Source organism: Bradyrhizobium sp. SZCCHNR1017 (assembly GCF_032381375.1).
Taxonomy (GTDB): Bacteria; Pseudomonadota; Alphaproteobacteria; order Rhizobiales; family Xanthobacteraceae; genus Bradyrhizobium.
In genome coordinates this window covers 46,452-62,136 of sequence record NZ_JAUHIR010000005.1, presented here as the reverse complement: position 1 = coordinate 62,136, position 15,685 = coordinate 46,452, and the positions used below count along the sequence as shown (strand labels likewise).

The 15,685-nt window shown below is 67.0% G+C and carries 13 protein-coding genes; 9 read left to right on the top strand and 4 right to left on the bottom strand.

The window, feature by feature from the left end; all coding sequences use genetic code 11:
* Positions 1–17 precede the first annotated feature (17 nt).
* Genes QW863_RS14815 through QW863_RS14805 form a run of 3 tightly spaced genes read right to left on the bottom strand, consistent with a single transcriptional unit; the run spans position 18 to position 2,977 of the window.
* On the bottom strand, positions 18–602 hold the full coding sequence (locus QW863_RS14815; RefSeq protein WP_315715503.1) for an amino acid synthesis family protein: 585 nt from the start codon (positions 600–602) through the stop codon (positions 18–20).
* 39 nt (positions 603–641) lie between these two features.
* Complete coding sequence (locus QW863_RS14810; RefSeq protein ID WP_315715502.1) at positions 642–1,529, bottom strand: UPF0280 family protein; 888 nt, start codon at positions 1,527–1,529, stop codon at positions 642–644.
* Positions 1,526–2,977, bottom strand: a complete 1,452-nt coding sequence (locus tag QW863_RS14805; protein WP_315715501.1) for a 6-hydroxynicotinate reductase — start codon at positions 2,975–2,977, stop codon at positions 1,526–1,528. Before QW863_RS14805 ends, QW863_RS14810 begins: the two co-directional genes overlap by 4 nt.
* 285 nt (positions 2,978–3,262) lie before the next feature.
* Here QW863_RS14805 and QW863_RS14800 point away from each other — a divergent pair, with 285 nt between their 5' ends.
* The 9 genes from QW863_RS14800 (at position 3,263) to QW863_RS14760 (ending at position 14,890) form a co-directional block, all read left to right on the top strand.
* Entirely contained in the window at positions 3,263–3,745 is a 483-nt protein-coding gene (locus QW863_RS14800; protein ID WP_315715500.1) for a (2Fe-2S)-binding protein, read from the top strand.
* A complete protein-coding gene (locus tag QW863_RS14795) occupies positions 3,745–7,290 on the top strand; it encodes a molybdopterin cofactor-binding domain-containing protein (protein WP_315715499.1) in 3,546 nt (1,181 codons plus the stop codon). The genes QW863_RS14800 and QW863_RS14795 overlap by 1 nt, the downstream gene beginning before the upstream one ends.
* A gap of 153 nt (positions 7,291–7,443) precedes the next feature.
* Positions 7,444–8,226: an IclR family transcriptional regulator gene (locus QW863_RS14790; protein WP_315715498.1), complete on the top strand. Its 783-nt coding sequence runs from the start codon at positions 7,444–7,446 to the stop codon at positions 8,224–8,226.
* Complete coding sequence (locus tag QW863_RS14785; protein ID WP_315715497.1) at positions 8,226–9,101, top strand: ABC transporter permease; 876 nt, start codon at positions 8,226–8,228, stop codon at positions 9,099–9,101. Before QW863_RS14790 ends, QW863_RS14785 begins: the two co-directional genes overlap by 1 nt.
* A gap of 8 nt (positions 9,102–9,109) precedes the next feature.
* A complete protein-coding gene (locus QW863_RS14780) occupies positions 9,110–9,988 on the top strand; it encodes an ABC transporter permease (protein ID WP_315715496.1) in 879 nt (292 codons plus the stop codon).
* A gap of 14 nt (positions 9,989–10,002) precedes the next feature.
* The gene (locus QW863_RS14775; protein ID WP_315715494.1) at positions 10,003–11,067 is read left to right on the top strand and encodes an extracellular solute-binding protein; all 1,065 of its coding nucleotides are present in this window, start codon (positions 10,003–10,005) and stop codon (positions 11,065–11,067) included.
* Positions 11,064–12,152, top strand: a complete 1,089-nt coding sequence (locus QW863_RS14770) for an ABC transporter ATP-binding protein (RefSeq protein WP_315715493.1) — start codon at positions 11,064–11,066, stop codon at positions 12,150–12,152. The genes QW863_RS14775 and QW863_RS14770 overlap by 4 nt, the downstream gene beginning before the upstream one ends.
* A gap of 78 nt (positions 12,153–12,230) precedes the next feature.
* Positions 12,231–13,334: a DUF917 domain-containing protein gene (locus QW863_RS14765; RefSeq protein WP_315715492.1), complete on the top strand. Its 1,104-nt coding sequence runs from the start codon at positions 12,231–12,233 to the stop codon at positions 13,332–13,334.
* Between the two features lie 2 nt (positions 13,335–13,336).
* On the top strand, positions 13,337–14,890 hold the full coding sequence (locus tag QW863_RS14760; protein WP_315715491.1) for a hydantoinase/oxoprolinase family protein: 1,554 nt from the start codon (positions 13,337–13,339) through the stop codon (positions 14,888–14,890).
* Between the two features lie 10 nt (positions 14,891–14,900).
* On the opposite strand, the gene pncA is transcribed toward QW863_RS14760, so the two are convergent.
* A complete protein-coding gene (gene pncA, locus QW863_RS14755) occupies positions 14,901–15,536 on the bottom strand; it encodes a bifunctional nicotinamidase/pyrazinamidase (RefSeq protein WP_315715797.1) in 636 nt (211 codons plus the stop codon).
* Positions 15,537–15,685 lie beyond the last annotated feature (149 nt).

Genomic DNA, 15,685 nt, shown 5'->3' with positions numbered 1-15,685 from the left:
CTCCATGTTGAGTCGAATTACCGTAGACCGTCCTCGCCCTTGATCTCGGCGACCGTGAGCCCGCCGACGCGCGGCAGCGGACGGCCGCTGTCGGTGACCGCGAGCGCGACCATGATCTCATTGGCGCGCGGCGCGTCGTTGATCTGCACCTCCATGCCATCGAAATGACTGCGCACGAAGGCCGCATCTTTATGGCCGAGCGGAATGTCGAGCGTGCAGCCGACGCCGCCGCGCTTCTTCGACGACGGGATCAGCGCCGCGCCCTTGCCGAGTACCTTGCGCACCGGCGCGCCCATTTTCGGATGCAGGATCGCGGCCGCATGCTCCAGCTCGCCGTCGCTGCCGACGGCGGCCGCCTTGCCGTAGCTGTGCGCGGCCGGCCCTTCGATGCCGAGCGCGGCCACGGCGCGCTTGGCCAGCATCTCGCCCAGCTCCTCGCCGATCGCAATCAGAGGCGACAGGTCCTCGACATAGCGGCCGGCAAACGGATTCTCGATCACCGCCACTGCCGCAGCCCGCCGCGTCGGCGGCGAGACGGACCGGCCCATCTCCTGATGGACTTCCTCGACCACGGTCACGATCTTTCTGATGACGGCGCTCATCGATGATCCTTCGTGTTCCTGCACATCATGCATCAAACCTCACGCCGCCGCCGCTCGCAACTGCGGCCGACGAACGATCTCGATCGCGCGCGGACCGACAACGCGAATGTTGCCGCGGAGCTGCAGAACGGCGCCTTCGATCAGACCGGCCGACAGCAGCGACTGCCCACGATGCTCGCCCGCGGCCAGCGCTTCGGCAACCTCGACATCACGGAGCTCTCCGACCTCGCATGTGACGAGGCGATCACCGAGATCGGTCTCCGGTTGCAACTCGCAGGCAGGTCGGCGAAGCACGGCCGGATGACCCGGAAGATCGACCGCGTTGCCGATCACCGTCGCCGCCGCATCCGCCTGCGCCGCGCTGCGCGCGAGTACCGTCACCGCGTCGGCAATGCCCAGCGAGAAACTGCGGCCGTGGCGGCCCGACGTGGCGACGCCGCCGATCGCATCGGCAGCACGAAGCGTCATCCTGCGCATCACACCGGCGCCGTCGGGACGGTCCATCAGCCCGACGCTGAAGGTGGCGGCATCCCGCAGATGGAGTGCGATGTCACCGCCATTGTTGACATAGGCCCGCGTCAGCTTCGCCACGCCGCACATGGCGCCGAGGATCTCCTCGGCCACGCTCCCGGCAACCGCGGCCATCGGCGTGATGAACATTTCGCGGGCGAACGGCGACACTGCCGCATGCATCCGCCGCGCGACGACACCTTTCAATGGGCATCGATCGTGATCGGCGCCCCTGCGCAGATCGGACAGTTCGGCACACAGCTCGTCCAAGAGACCCGTGAAACGCTCGGCCGCCGCACGATAGGCCGCGCGGATATCACCATCGACCGCGTCGACGCCGATGATCAGATCGATCGGGCCGTCCTGCAGATGCAGCCGCCGGTCGGGCAACAAGGCGATCTGTGGCTGCCGGGTCATGCACCCGGCCTCGGCCACGGCAGTTGGCGAATGTCCTTGCTGACATCCTTGAGCGAAGCGAGCGGCTGGACGTAATCCATGTGCCCGCCGAGCGCCGCATAATCCGATAGCCTCAGCGTGAACTCGATCGGCGCGACGATCGCCGGCGTCGGCACATAGCCGAAGGCGCCGGCCGGCATCTGGGTCACGTCGACCATATAGGTGATGCCGCCGCCCGGCCAGACATAGACCGGCGCACCGCCGCTCGTCACCCGCGTCAGCGTATCCTTGACCGAACGCGTCAGCCGCACCGGATTGTCGGTGACGCCGGCGCGCAGCGAGCCGCCGGCACCGGCCATGAACAGCACGGTGCACAGCGCCGGCTCGCAGTTCTCCTGGATGCGCTCGACCGAGAACTGCAGCTCCGGCGGCATCTCGCGCTGCACCGGCCTGAGCGTCTCGTCGAGCACGTAGTATCCGGCATGCTCGCCCGTCGTGGACACCATCAGCAGCGTCGTTCCCGGCTTCGCCGTCTTGGGATCGAATGGCCCGAGGATCGACAGCGGATCGGAGATGTCGGTGCCGCCCCAGCCGGTTCCGGGCTGCGCCACCTGGAAGTAGCGGCCCGGCGTCGAGCGTCGTCCCTTCATCTTGATGCCTGTCGCGGGAATGTCGAGCAGCTTGCCGGCCTGGTGCTCTGACAGCACGCCGGTGATGTGATCATCGACCACGACGACCTCGTCGACCTTGCCCTGCCATTGCTTGGCGAACATCCCGATCGTGGCCGAGCCGCAGCCGACGCGCATGCGCTCTTCCTTGACGCCGTTGACGATCGGGGGCTGCCCCGCCTGCACGATCACGCTGGAGCCGCCGTCAACCACCAGTTCCACGGCCTTGCGGTTGCTGAGGTCCATCAGCGCGTCACAGGTGACACGCCCCTCCTTCTTGGAGCCGCCCGTGAGATGATGCACGCCGCCGAGCGACAGCATCTGCGAGCCGTATTCGCTGGTCGTGACGTGACCGACCGCTTCGCCGTCGACGCGCACCGTCGCCGCTTCCGGGCCGAGATAGCGGTCGGTGTCGATCTTCACCTTGACGCCGCAATAGCTGAAGATGCCCTCGGTCACGACCGTGACCATGTCGACGCCATCGACGACCGATGACACGATGAACGGCGCCGGCTTGTAGTCGGGATAAGTGGTGCCGGCGCCGATCGCGGTGACGAACAGCTCCGGCTGATGCACGATCTTGCCGTCCCAGTCGCCGCTCGCCTGGAACGGCACCAGCTTGCCGCCATGCGACACCGTGCGCTCCAGCAGGATATGCGGATCGACGCGCACCAGCACACCGTCCTGATTGGCATAGCGGTCGCAGGCGCCTGCCGCGCCCGGCTTGATGTAGCACATCACCGGGCAGGCATCGCAGCGGATCTTGTCCCCTGCACCGTCGCTCGCCGTCTCAGTCACCATGCAGAGAAGCCCATCTTGAAGCGGAGTTGGCGGCAGCCATCCACGCGCCGCGGCAATTCGTTCGTATACGAATGATGTCGCGCCCCTCCGCCGACTGTCAAGCGCCACCGCGAACGAAAAGCACGATTGCCGGATAAACGATCAGTTTGCCCTGCACAATGACGACAAATCGTGCATACGCTGCAACGCAATACGTGCCACTTGCATGTTAGTACACAAACGATACGCTCGGAGCGATCACCATCGCATCCTCGTTAACGATAGCATAGCGGACGACAGAAGGGCATGACGCCAGCAACGATTCGGCTGACCGTGAACGGACGGACACATGACGTCGCCGCCGCGCCGGACACGCCCCTGCTCCATGTGCTGCGCAACGACCTCGCTCTGAACGGTCCGAAGTACGGCTGCGGCCTGGGGGAATGCGGCGCCTGCACCGTACTGATCGACGGCCGCGCCGCCCGCTCCTGCGTCATTCCGGTGGAAGGCTGCATCGGCCGCGACGTCACCACGCTGGAAGGACTGGGCTCGCGCGAGGCGCCCGATCCGGTGCAGCAGGCCTTCATCGCCGAGCAGGCCGCGCAATGCGGCTACTGCCTCAACGGCATGATCATGACGACCAAGGCGCTGCTGGCGATCAAGCCCGATCCGTCACCCGACGAGATCAAGCAAGCGCTGCGCTACAATCTCTGCCGCTGCGGCGCGCATGTCGAAATCCTCCGCGCGGCGATGCGCGCGGCCGGCCACACGCTCGAGGCGCTGGACTGATGAACGATCGCCTCACCAAGGACGCCGACATGCCTCGCGGCCGGCTGGTCGTCGAACGTCCCATCGCCGGCAACGATGGCCAGTTCGAAACCTTCATCCGGATCACGGCGGCAGGCGAGGTCTCCGCCTTCAACGGCCATGTCGATCTCGGCACCGGCATCCGCACCGCGCTGGGACAGATCGTCGCAGAAGAGCTCGACGTCTCCTTCGCTCGGGTCGTGGTCGTGCTCGGGGACACCGCGGTCGTGCCGAACCAGGGCGCGACCATCGCCAGCGAGACAATCCAGATCACCGCCGTGCCCCTGCGCAAGGCGGCGGCGCAGGCGCGCGCCTTCCTCTTGGCGCGGGCGGCGACGCAGCTCGACCTCGACGTTCAGGACTTGATGGTCGAGGATGGACTGGTCCGCGGGCCCAACAACCGCGTCCTCAGCTATGGCGAGCTGATCGGCGATGAGACGATCCGCCTCGAGCTCGCCGACGATATCCTCGTCAAGTCGGTGAACGACTATCAGGTCGTCGGCCGCTCGGTGCCGCGCGTCGACCTGCCGGCGAAGGCGACCGGTGAGCTCACTTACGTGCATGACGTTCGCGTCCCCGGCATGCTGCACGGCCGCGTCGTGCGTCCGCCCTATGCCGGCGTCGATGCCGGCCCCTTCATCGGAACCAGCCTTCTTGGCGTCGACAGGGAGTCAGTGCGCGATGTCCCTGGCCTAGTCGACGTCGTCGTCATCGGCGACTTCATCGGCGTCGTCGCCGAGCGCGAGGAGAATGCGATCCGTGCCGCCGAGCGCCTCGAGGTGAATTGGAAGCCGGTGCCGACCCTGCGCGACCTCGATGATGTCGAGAACGCGCTGCGCGCCAATCCGTCCGCTCCGCGACGGCTGCTCGACAAGGGCGATGTCGATGCCGCCATCGCCGGCGCCGCCAAGCCGATGCGGAGGACCTATCTCTGGCCCTACCAGATGCACGGCTCGATCGGACCGTCCTGCGCGGTGGCCGACTATCGCGACGGGCAGATCCGCATTTATTCCGGCACGCAGAATCCTCATCTCCTGCGCGGCGATCTCGCCAAGCTGATCGACCGTCCCGAGCACCAGATCGAGCTGATCCGCCTCGAGGCCGCCGGCTGCTACGGCCGCAACTGCGCCGACGACGTCACGGCCGATGCGCTGCTGCTGTCGCGTGCGGTCGGCCGCCCGGTGCGGGTGCAATTGTCGCGCGAGCAAGAGCATCTGTGGGAGCCCAAGGGCACCGCGCAGCTGATGGACGTCAATGGCGGCCTCAATGCCGACGGCTCGGTCGCGGCCTATGAGTTCGCCACGCGCTATCCCTCGAACGGCGCACCGACGCTGGCGCTGCTGCTGACCGGGCGCATCGGGCCGGAGCCTGCGGTGTTCGAGATGGGCGACCGCACCGCGATCCCGCCTTACGACTATGAGCACATGCGCGTCACGGCGCATGACATGCCGCCGATCGTGCGTGCGTCCTGGATCCGCGGTGTCTCGGCGCTGCCCAACACCTTCGCGCACGAGTCCTACATCGACGAGCTCGCCGCCGAGGCCGGCGTCGACCCGATCGAATACCGGCTGCGCTATCTGAAGGACGAGCGCGCACGTGATCTCGTGAACGCCGTGGCCGAGCGCGCCGGCTGGACGCCGCGCCCCGTGCGGGAGGAGAAGACGCCCGAGAACGGCGTCGTCCATGGCCGCGGCTTCGCCTACGCGCTCTACGTCCACAGCAAGTTTCCCGGCTACGGCGCGGCATGGTCGGCGTGGATCGCCGATGTCGCCGTGAATACGACCACCGGCGATGTCAGCGTCACGCGGGTCATTGCAGGCCAGGACTCCGGCCTGATGATCAATCCCGACGGGGTACGCCACCAGATCGAAGGCAACGTCATCCAATCCACCAGCCGTGCGCTGATGGAGGAGATTCCCTTCACGCGCGGCAAGGTCGCGGCACGGGAATGGGGCGCCTATCCGATCATCACCTTCCCCGACGTGCCTGAGATCGACGTGCTGATGCTGCCGCGGCCGGATCAGCCGCCGCTCGGCGTCGGCGAGTCCGCGTCCGTGCCCAGCGCCGCCGCGATCGCCAATGCGATCTACGACGCCACCGGCGTCCGCTTCCGCGAGCCGCCATTCACGCCGGAGCGCATCCTGAAAGGCCTGCGCGGCGAACGGGCGGAGACGCCGGCGCCGCAGTCGCTGCCCGCCCCCGAAAGACCGGCGACCACGTGGCCCAAGCCCTTTGCCAAGCGGGGCGGCGTGATCGCCACCGCCGTCGCGGCCTGCGCCGCGGCGATCGGCGTCGCCACCGCCGTGTTGCCCTGGCGCGCCATCGCGCCGATCACGCGCCCCGATCCCTCGGTCTATTCCGCAGCGACGATCGCGCGCGGCGAGGCGCTCGCGGCGCTCGGCAATTGCGCTGTCTGCCATACCGCGGATGGCGGCCTGATCAATGCCGGCGGCCGCGCACTGGAGACGCCGTTCGGCACGCTGTTCAGCACCAACATCACGCCCGACGTCGAGACCGGCATCGGCGCCTGGTCCTATCCCGCCTTCGAGCGCGCGATGCGCGAGGGCGTGCATCGCGACGGCCGGCAGCTCTATCCGGCGTTTCCCTACACGCATTTCGCGCGAACCGATGATGCCGACCTGCAGGCGCTCTACGCCTACCTGATGGCACAGGCGCCAGTGAGACAGCAGGCGCCTGACAACGCGCTGCGCTTCCCATTCAACCTGCGGCCGCTGGTCGCCGGATGGAACGCTCTGTTTCACGACACGCAGCCGTTCCGGCCCGATCCGACACAATCGGAGCAGTGGAATCGCGGCTTCTATCTCGTCGAAAGCCTCGGCCATTGCAGCGCCTGTCACTCGCCGCGCAACGCGCTCGGCGCCGAGCAGCGCAACGCACATCTGGCTGGCGGCTTCGCCGATGGCTGGGAAGCCCCTGCGCTGACCGCGCTCTCGACTGCCCCGATCCCGTGGACCGAGGACGAGCTCTACACTTATCTGCGCTCGGGGCAATCGCGCTTCCATGGTGTCGCGGCCGGTCCGATGGCGCCGATCGTGAAGGATCTCGCGACGCTGCCCGACGCGGACGTTCGGGCCATGGCGATCTATCTCGCCTCGTTCCAGACGCCCTCGCCCGAGGCAGCGAAGCTGGAGGCGATGGCCGCGGAGTTGGAAGCGCGCACCAAGGCGACCTCGACGGCGTCTCCGGCGGCACGGCTCTATCTCGGCGCCTGCGCGGTCTGTCACGAGGTGGGCGGCCTGCCGCTGTTCGGCAGTCGGCCCTCGCTGGCGCTGAACAGCAACCTGCACAGCGCCACACCCGACAATCTGATCCAGGTGATCCTGCACGGGATCATGAAGCCGGTCTCGTCCGATCTCGGCTACATGCCGGCGTTCAAGGACCATCTCAGTGACGTCCAGATCGCCGAACTCGTCGCCTATCTTCGTCAGCAGTTTGCTCCGGACAAGCCGGCCTGGACGGGCGTAGACGCCGCCGTCGGTCGCATCAGGTCCACCGTGGCGCAGTGAGGCTGAGCATGCTCCGTCTGCGCCCGGCGCCCCGACCACCACCCTGACGCGCATTCGGGCACCTCGTTGCCAGTAATTTCGCCTTGCGGCAGACGGTCTGCCGCTTCTAGAATTTGGGACTACGTTCCAAAAAATGGAACAAACGGTATCATCATGAGCGCTCTGACCAACGCCATCGACATCCTGCGCTGCTTCTCGACCGCGCGGCCCGACCTCTCCTTTGCCGACGTCCAGGTCCTGACCGGCAAACCGAAAAGCTCGACCTCCCGCCTGCTCCGCTCGCTGCGCGATTGCGGCCTGCTCGAGCAGGATCCGCACAGCCGCCGCTACCGGCCGGGCCTGCTCACCTTCGAGCTCGGGCGGCTGCACCGGGCCCATGACGACCTGATCGCCACCGCCGAGCGCGAGCTGCGCGATGTCTGCGCGCGCACCGGCCACACCGGCTACATCGCCGTGCTCGACGGCTATCAGCAGGTGGTGCTGCGCATCGTGCCCGGCTCCAACCCGCTGCGCGTCGTCAACCCGCCGGGCCAGCGCACGCCGGCCATCATCACCTCGAACGGCCGCGCCATGCTGGCGCGTCTGACAGACCAGGAGATCCGGACGCGCGTGCCGCTCGACTACCCGAAGGTCCCGGCCAACTCGCCGCAGAACTTCACCGAGCTGATGGCGCGGCTGAACGAGATCCGCCGGACCGGCATCTCGGACGCCGCCGACGAGGCCATCGAGGGCGTCGGCTCGCAGGGCTTTGCGCTGACGAGCGGCGAGAGCGGTGAGCTGATCGGCATCGCCGTCTCCTACTCGGTCCAGGCCACCACCGAGATCGAGCGTGCCAATGTCCGCCGCGAGCTCGGCAGCATGGCCGCAAAGCTGCGGCGCATGACCGGCGATCCGCTCGGCCAGACCATCGAGCAATTGGCCGGACTGGCCTCCTGATGACGAGCAGCAGCGCGCCGCGCGTCAACAGCCTGGCGCTGTTGATCCTGCCGAGCGCGCTGCTGTTTGCGTTGTTCTTCTTTCTGCCGATCGGATTGATGGCGGTGATGAGCGTCCTGACCGGCAACCCCGTGGTCATGCCGAACGTCGCCCTCACAGCCAGGCACTATGCCCGCATGGGCGATGACGGCTACTATCTCGAGGTGATCTGGACCACGATCCGGATCGGCCTCTGGACGACGCTCGCCGCGCTCGTGATCGGCTACCCGCTCGCGCATTGGATGGCGCGTATCAAGAGCCGCACCGGCCATGCGCTGCTGCTGATGGCCGTGCTGGCGCCGATGCTGACCGGCATCGTGGTGCGTACCTTCGCCTGGATGACGCTGCTGTCCGACAAGGGTGTCATCAACCAGATCCTGGCGTCGCTCGGGCTGGTCACAAGGCCGTTGCAGCTGATGTACAATGAGACCGGCATCATCATCGGCCTGGTCCACATCTATGTGCCTTTCATGGTGCTGACGCTCACCGGCGTGATCGGCCGCATCGACGAGCGGCTGGAGCAGGCGGCGGAGAATCTCGGCGCCAGCCCATGGCGCGCATTTCTCGAGGTCACCCTGCCGCTCAGCCTGCCCGGCATCCTCGCCGGCTCGCTGCTCGTCTTCGCGCTCGCGATCAGCGCCTATGTCACCCCGATCCTGCTCGGCGGCTTCCAGGTCATGACCTTGCCGATCCTGATCTACCAGCAGATCTCCGCCAACTTCAACGTCGGCTTCGCGGCTGCGCTCGGCATGGTGCTGCTCATCATTTCGCTCTCGCTCGTCATCGCGTATAATCACGTGCTCGGCCTCGTTTCGGGCCAGCGCGAGCTGCAATGAGGGCGCAGATGACGAGCCTTGCTCCGGGATCGCGGCCGCCGCTCGCTGCGCCAATCGGTCTGGCGGCCACACCTGCCCTTCGCAGCAAGGCGCGGCCGCTCCGGTGGGGCCGCAGGCTCTATCTCGCCGCCAACACCGCCATCCTCGTCTTCCTGCTGGCGCCGATTGCGATCGTGATCGTGTTCGCGCTCAACCCGACGCCTTTCATCCAGTTTCCACCAGTCGGCATCTCCTTTCGCTGGTTCGAGAAATTCTTCGCCTCGGGCGACTTCATGCACGCGCTGCTGTTCAGCATCGAAGTCGCGGCCATGACCACGGTCGCGGCCACCGTGCTGGGCGCCTCGGCCGCGCTGGCGATCGCCCGCGGCAACCTGCCAGGCTCCCGGCTGATCGTGGCGACCATGCTGTCGCCGCTCATGCTGCCGGCGATCCTGACCGGTCTTGCGCTGTTCCAGTCCTACGTACTGCTCGACGTCGGACGCCCGGTGTGGGGGCTGGTGGCTGGTCACACGCTGGTGACGATTCCCTACGTGGTGCGGACCACGCTCGCCGTGCTGCACAATTTCGATGTCAGGTTGGAGGAAGCCGCGCAGAATCTCGGCGCCAGCCCCACCCGGACCTTCTTCGAGATCACGCTGCCGCTGGTGAAGCCCGGCGTTCTGGCAGGCGCGATCTTTGCTTTCATCGTCTCGTTCGACCAGTTTCCGGTGTCGCTGTTCCTGGTCGCGCCGGGCAGCGAGACCTTGCCGATCACGCTGTTCAACTATCTGAAGTTCGATCTCGACGGCACCATCGGCGCGGCCTCGGTGGTCTCGATCCTGCTCGCCTTCATCGTCGTCATCGCGCTCGACCGCACCGTAGGTCTTCGCTCCTACGTCAAACTCTAAGGGAGATCCCGGACATGACCGCCTCATCGCGTCGTTTTCCCCTGAGCCGCCGCCGCCTGCTGACCGCGGCTGCGTCGCTCGGCGCCGGCGTTGTCGCTGCTCCCTTTGTCGCGCGTGCGGACGAGCCCGTTCTCAACGTCACCGGCTGGGGCGGCAAATGGGGTGACGTGATGAAGGCCGAGATCGGCCCGGCCTTCGAAAGCGAGTTCAAGTGCAAGCTCAAGACCGACACCGCGCTGCCATTCCTGCCGAAGCTGCAGGCGAGTTCGCGCTCGGCTCCCATCTACGACGTGCTGCACACCAACTCCAACGAGCAGTGGGCGGCCGTGGAGATGGGTCTCGTCGAGCCCAAGGTCGACCCCAAGCTGGTTCCGAACATTGCCGACGTCTACCCTTACGCCGTCAGCGACAAGATCGTCGGCGTCTGCATCTTCACCAGCGCCATCGGGCTCGGCATGCGCACCGACAAGGGCTATGGGAGCGTCACGTCGTGGAAAGACTACTGGGATGCGAAATTCAACGGCGCGCGCGGCGGCTATGTGATCCCTGCCAATAGCCTTGGACAGGCGTTCGTGATGATGTGCGGCGCCCTGTATGGCAAGGGCCAGACCGACCTCGACGCCGCCTATGCAGCGCTGGAGAAGCTGAAGCCGATCAAGCTGGTCGACTTCACCGGCGCGATGGAGAAGCTGATCCTGTCCGGTGAGGTCGGCCTCGGCATCCTGCATGATTCCGGCATCTATCGTTACGACGGCCAGAACCAGCCGGTCGACTTCGTCACGCCAAACGAGGGCGTGCTGTCGCTCGAGCAAGTGCTGAGCATCACGCCTGGCAGCAAGGTGAAGGATCTCGCCAACGCCTATATCAACTACATGCTGCGCTCCGAGGTTCAAAAGCGCCTCGCTGAGACCGTCTGGTATTCGCCGGCCAACAAGAAGGTCAAGCTCGACTCCAAGTATGACGCCAAGCTGCTGACGACGCCGGAGAAGGTCGGCAAGCTGATCCAGGTCGACTGGAAGTGGTACAACGCACGGAAGGACGAGATCGACAGCCGGGTCAACCGGATATTCCGCGCATGAGCGCTGCCATCGAGATCGCCGCGGTCAGCAAGATCTATGACGGCGGCGTACGCGCAGTCGACGCGGTTGCCGTGAACATCAGGCCTGGCGAGTTCTTTTCGCTGCTCGGCCCGTCCGGCTGCGGCAAGACCACCACCCTGCGCATGATCGCCGGCTTCGACAGCCCAAGCGCCGGCGAGATCCGCCTCGACGGCGCCGACATCACCCACGTGCCGGCGCACAAGCGCGACATGGCGATGGTGTTCCAGAACTACGCCCTGTTCCCGCACCGGACCGTGGCCGAGAACGTCGCCTTCGGCCTGCGCATGCGCAAGATCGACAAGGCGACGATTGCCGCGAAGGTGAAGGCAGCGCTGGCGATGGTTGAACTCGGAGGCCTGGAGAACCGCAGGCCGGCGCAACTGTCCGGCGGCCAGCAGCAGCGCGTCGCGCTCGCCCGCGCCATCGTCATCTCGCCCCGCGTGCTGCTCTGCGACGAGCCGCTCGGCGCGCTCGACAAGAAATTGCGCCAGCAGATGCAGTTCGAACTCAAGCGGCTGCAGAAGACGCTTGGCCTCACCCTCGTGTTCGTCACCCACGACCAGGAGGAGGCGCTGGCCATGTCGGACCGCATCGCGGTCATGAACGCCGGCCGCGTCGAGCAGATCGGCACCCCGCTCGAGATCTACGATCAGCCGCGGACGCGTTTCGTTGCCGATTTCATCGGCGACACCAACATTTTTCGTGGTCAGCGCGTGACCTTGGACAAGGGCGTCGGGATAGCCGTCGGCAACGGTCTGGTACTGTCCCTGGCGGACACAGTTGCAGCAGCCGAGGCCGAGGTTCTGTCGGTCGCGCTGCGGCCGGAGAAGATCTCGGTATCGCCAGCCGAGGTGGCCGATGCCAAGCGGACAGGCATGTCCGCGCGCGGCACCGTCGAGAGCACCAATTTCCTCGGCGGCGCGGTGCTGTACCGCATCGCCCTGGAGAGCGGACAGCACGTGCTGGCGCAACAGCCGAATTCCGGAGCTGGTCCTCTCCATGCGCCGGGTCAAACGGTCACGCTCGACTGGCGTCCGGCCGATCTCGTCATCCTCGAGGATTGATATTGTGAGCGTTATATTCCTATTCCCGCAGCAGTACCGTGCGCCGCAGTCACAGAGCGACGTCGAAGAGCTTGTGCCGTGAGCGCAGCCGGCATGAAGACGATCAGCCTCGACGACATCGAGGCGCTCGCGGTCGGCGCCTGGATCCTCGGCACCGGCGGCGGCGGCAGTCCCTATCTCGGCCTGCTCAACCTGCGCCGGCTCTATGCGGAGGGGCATCGCGTGCAGATGATATCGCCGCTCGACCTCGCCGACGACGACTGGGTCGCGGTGGTCTCCAACATGGGCGCCCCCTTGGTCGGGCAGGAACGGCTGGCCGACAGCCGCAGCATCGCGCGTGCGGTGCGCATGCAGGAGGAGATCAACGGCATCACATTTCGCGCCGTGATGTCGGTCGAGATCGGCGGCGGCAACGGCATGCAGGCGCTGATGGCGGCGGCGCATCTGAACATCCCCGTGGTCGACGCCGACTGCATGGGCCGTGCCTTTCCCGAGGCACAGATGACGTCGGTCGCGATCGGCGACCTCAAGCCCTATCCCTGCACGCTCTACGATCCGCGCGGCATCGAGGCCGTCGTGACCAAGGTGCCGAGCTGGAAGTGGATGGAGCGCGCCAGCCGCAAGATCTGCGTCGAGATGGGCTCGATCGCCTCGACCAGCAAGGCGCCGCGCACGGGCCGCGAGGTCAAGGACTGGGGCATCCATTTCACGACCACCAAGGCGATCGCGATCGGCCGTGCGGTCGAGGCAGCGAACCGGAGCCACCAGGATCCGATCGCGGCGATCCTCGATTGCGAGGGCGGCCAGCGGCTGTTCAGCGGCAAGATCGTCGACGTCGAGCGCCGCACCACCGAGGGCTTTCTGCGCGGCAGCGCCGTCGTGGAGGGCAGCGACGACGATCGCGGCACCCGGCTCAAGCTGTCGTTCCAGAACGAATGGATCGTGGCTTGGCGCGATGGCGAAGCCATCGCGATGTCGCCAGACCTGATCTGCGTGCTCGACAGCGTCAACGGCCACGGCATCGGCACCGAGACGGCGCGCTACGGCCAGCGCGTCACCGTGATCGCGCTGCCCGCGCCCGCCGTATTGACCAGCCCGCGCGGGCTCGAATTCGTCGGCCCCCGCGCCTTCGGTTACGACCTCGATTTCCGGTCGCTGTTTGCGACCCCTGGAGCTCCCTGAGAATGAAGCGGATTGGCATTGACGTCGGTGGCACCAACACCGACGCCGTCCTGATTGCCGACGACCATGTCGTCCACTCCGTCAAGGCTGCGACCACCGCCGACGTCACCTCCGGCATCCTCGCGGCGCTGAAGGCGCTGCGAGAAAATCCCGCGGCGGCCGCGCCGGTCGACGCGGTCGTGATCGGCACCACGCATTTCATCAATGCGGTGGTGCAGCGGCGGCACCTGCAGAAGATCGGCGCCATCCGCATCGGCATGCCCGCCTCCGCCTCGCTGCCGCCGTTCTGCGACTGGCCGGGCGATCTCGCCGCGCTGGTCAGCGGCGAGACGTTCATGCTCGAGGGCGGCCACGATTATGATGGCCGCCCATTCATGCCGCTCGACATCGGCGGCCTGAAAGCCGCCGCGCGCGCGATCAAGGCCAAGGGCCTGCGCGCGGTCGCGGTCGCCTCGTCGTTCTCGCCGCTCGACCCGAGCTGTGAGATCGCGGCGCGGGAAATCCTCGCCGAGATCTGCCCTGATGTGGCCGTCACGCTCTCGCACGACCTCGGCCGCATCGGACTGCTGGAGCGCGAGAACGCCGCCCTGCTCAATGCCGCGCTCCACGACCTCGCGGTCACGACGGTCGCCGCCTTCCGCAAGGCGATCGCGGAGTCCGGCATCGATGCGCCGCTGTTCCTGACGCAGAACGACGGCACCGTGATGCAGGCGGAGATCGCGACCGCCTTCCCGGTCATGAGCTTCGCCTCCGGCGCCACCAACTCGATGCGCGGCGCCGCGTATCTCTCCGGCCTCGACGACGCCATGGTCGTCGACGTCGGCGGCACCACCAGCGACATCGGCCAGTTGCGCCACGGCTTTCCGCGCGAGGCCAACACCGTCGTCGAGGTCGGTGGCGTCCGCACCCTGTTCCGCATGCCCGATTTGCTCTCGATCGGGCTCGGCGGCGGCAGCCATGTCGAGCAGGATCCGGTCCGCGTCGGCCCGCTCAGCGTCGGATACCGGCTGACATCCGACGCGCTGGTGTTTGGCGGCGACCGCCTGACCGCGACCGACATCGCGGTCGCGGTGGGGCTGATCGACATCGGCGACAGATCGCGCGTCGCGCATCTGCCGAAAAGCCTGATCGACGCCGCGCTCGCCGACGCCCACCGCAAGCTCGAGGGCGACATCGACCGCATGAAGACCGAGGCCGGCGACGTGCCGCTGCTCGCGGTCGGCGGCGGCGCCTTCCTGGTGCCGGAGCGCCTTGCCGGCATCTCCACCATCGTGCGCGTCGACCATGGCGACTGCGCCAACGCGGTCGGCGCCGCCATCGCCCAGGTCTCCGGCGAGGCCGACCAGGTCTTCCGCGACCTGACCCGCGACGAGGCCATCGCGGCGGCGCGGGCCATCGCCGAGGAGCGCGCGGTGCAGGCCGGCGCCGACCGCGACACGCTCAAGACGGTCGATGTCGAGGACATGCCGATCGCCTACCTCCCCGGCAACGCGCTGCGCGTCCGCGTCCGCGTCGCCGGCACCATCGCCGAGCCGACCATCGGCGCGGCGGCGTAGTCCATCGTCGCTACGCCAGCTCGGCGATCCGCTCGACCCCAGCCTCCGCGCCCTGCGCCTTGGCCGCCGCCATCGAGCCGCCGAGGTCGATGCCGCGGCAGGCGTTGTCGATGACGATGGCCGCGAAGCCGAGCCGCCGCGCATCGACCGCCGAATAGTGCACGCAGAAATCGGTGGCGAGGCCGACCAGGAAAACCCGCTTCAGGCCGCGCTCGCGCAGGTAGCCGGCGAGGCCCGTGGGCGTGGTCTTGTCGTTCTCGAGGAACGCCGAGTAGGAATCGATCGCGGCACGAAAGCCCTTGCGGATGATGAGCTGCGCCTTGTCGGTCGCAAGCTCGGCATGGAAGGCGGCGCCCGGCGTGCCCTGGATGCAGTGGTCCGGCCACAAGGTCTGCGGCCCGTAGGGCATCGTGACGCTCTCGAACGGCGCCTTGCCGGGGTGGCTCGAGGCGAACGAGCTGTGTCCCGCCGGGTGCCAGTCCTGGGTCAGGACGACGTGATCGAACATCCCGCTCAGCCGGTTGATCACCGGCACCACGGCATCGCCGTCGGCCACGGCGAGCGCGCCGCCGGGACAAAAATCGTTCTGCACATCGATGATGAGCAGCAAATCCTCGTTGGCCCTGATCTGCATTCCTGTCTGCATCCGTTTCACGCGCACTCCATCAAGGATGGCCCCAGGCCGCGGCGATCTCAAGCCGGGCCGCCGAATAATCCGCGGCAAGCCAGCCCCTCCATTTTGGAATCCCTGCCCTGCAGGATGGGCCTGGAAACACCCGCCGATTCATGGATTCT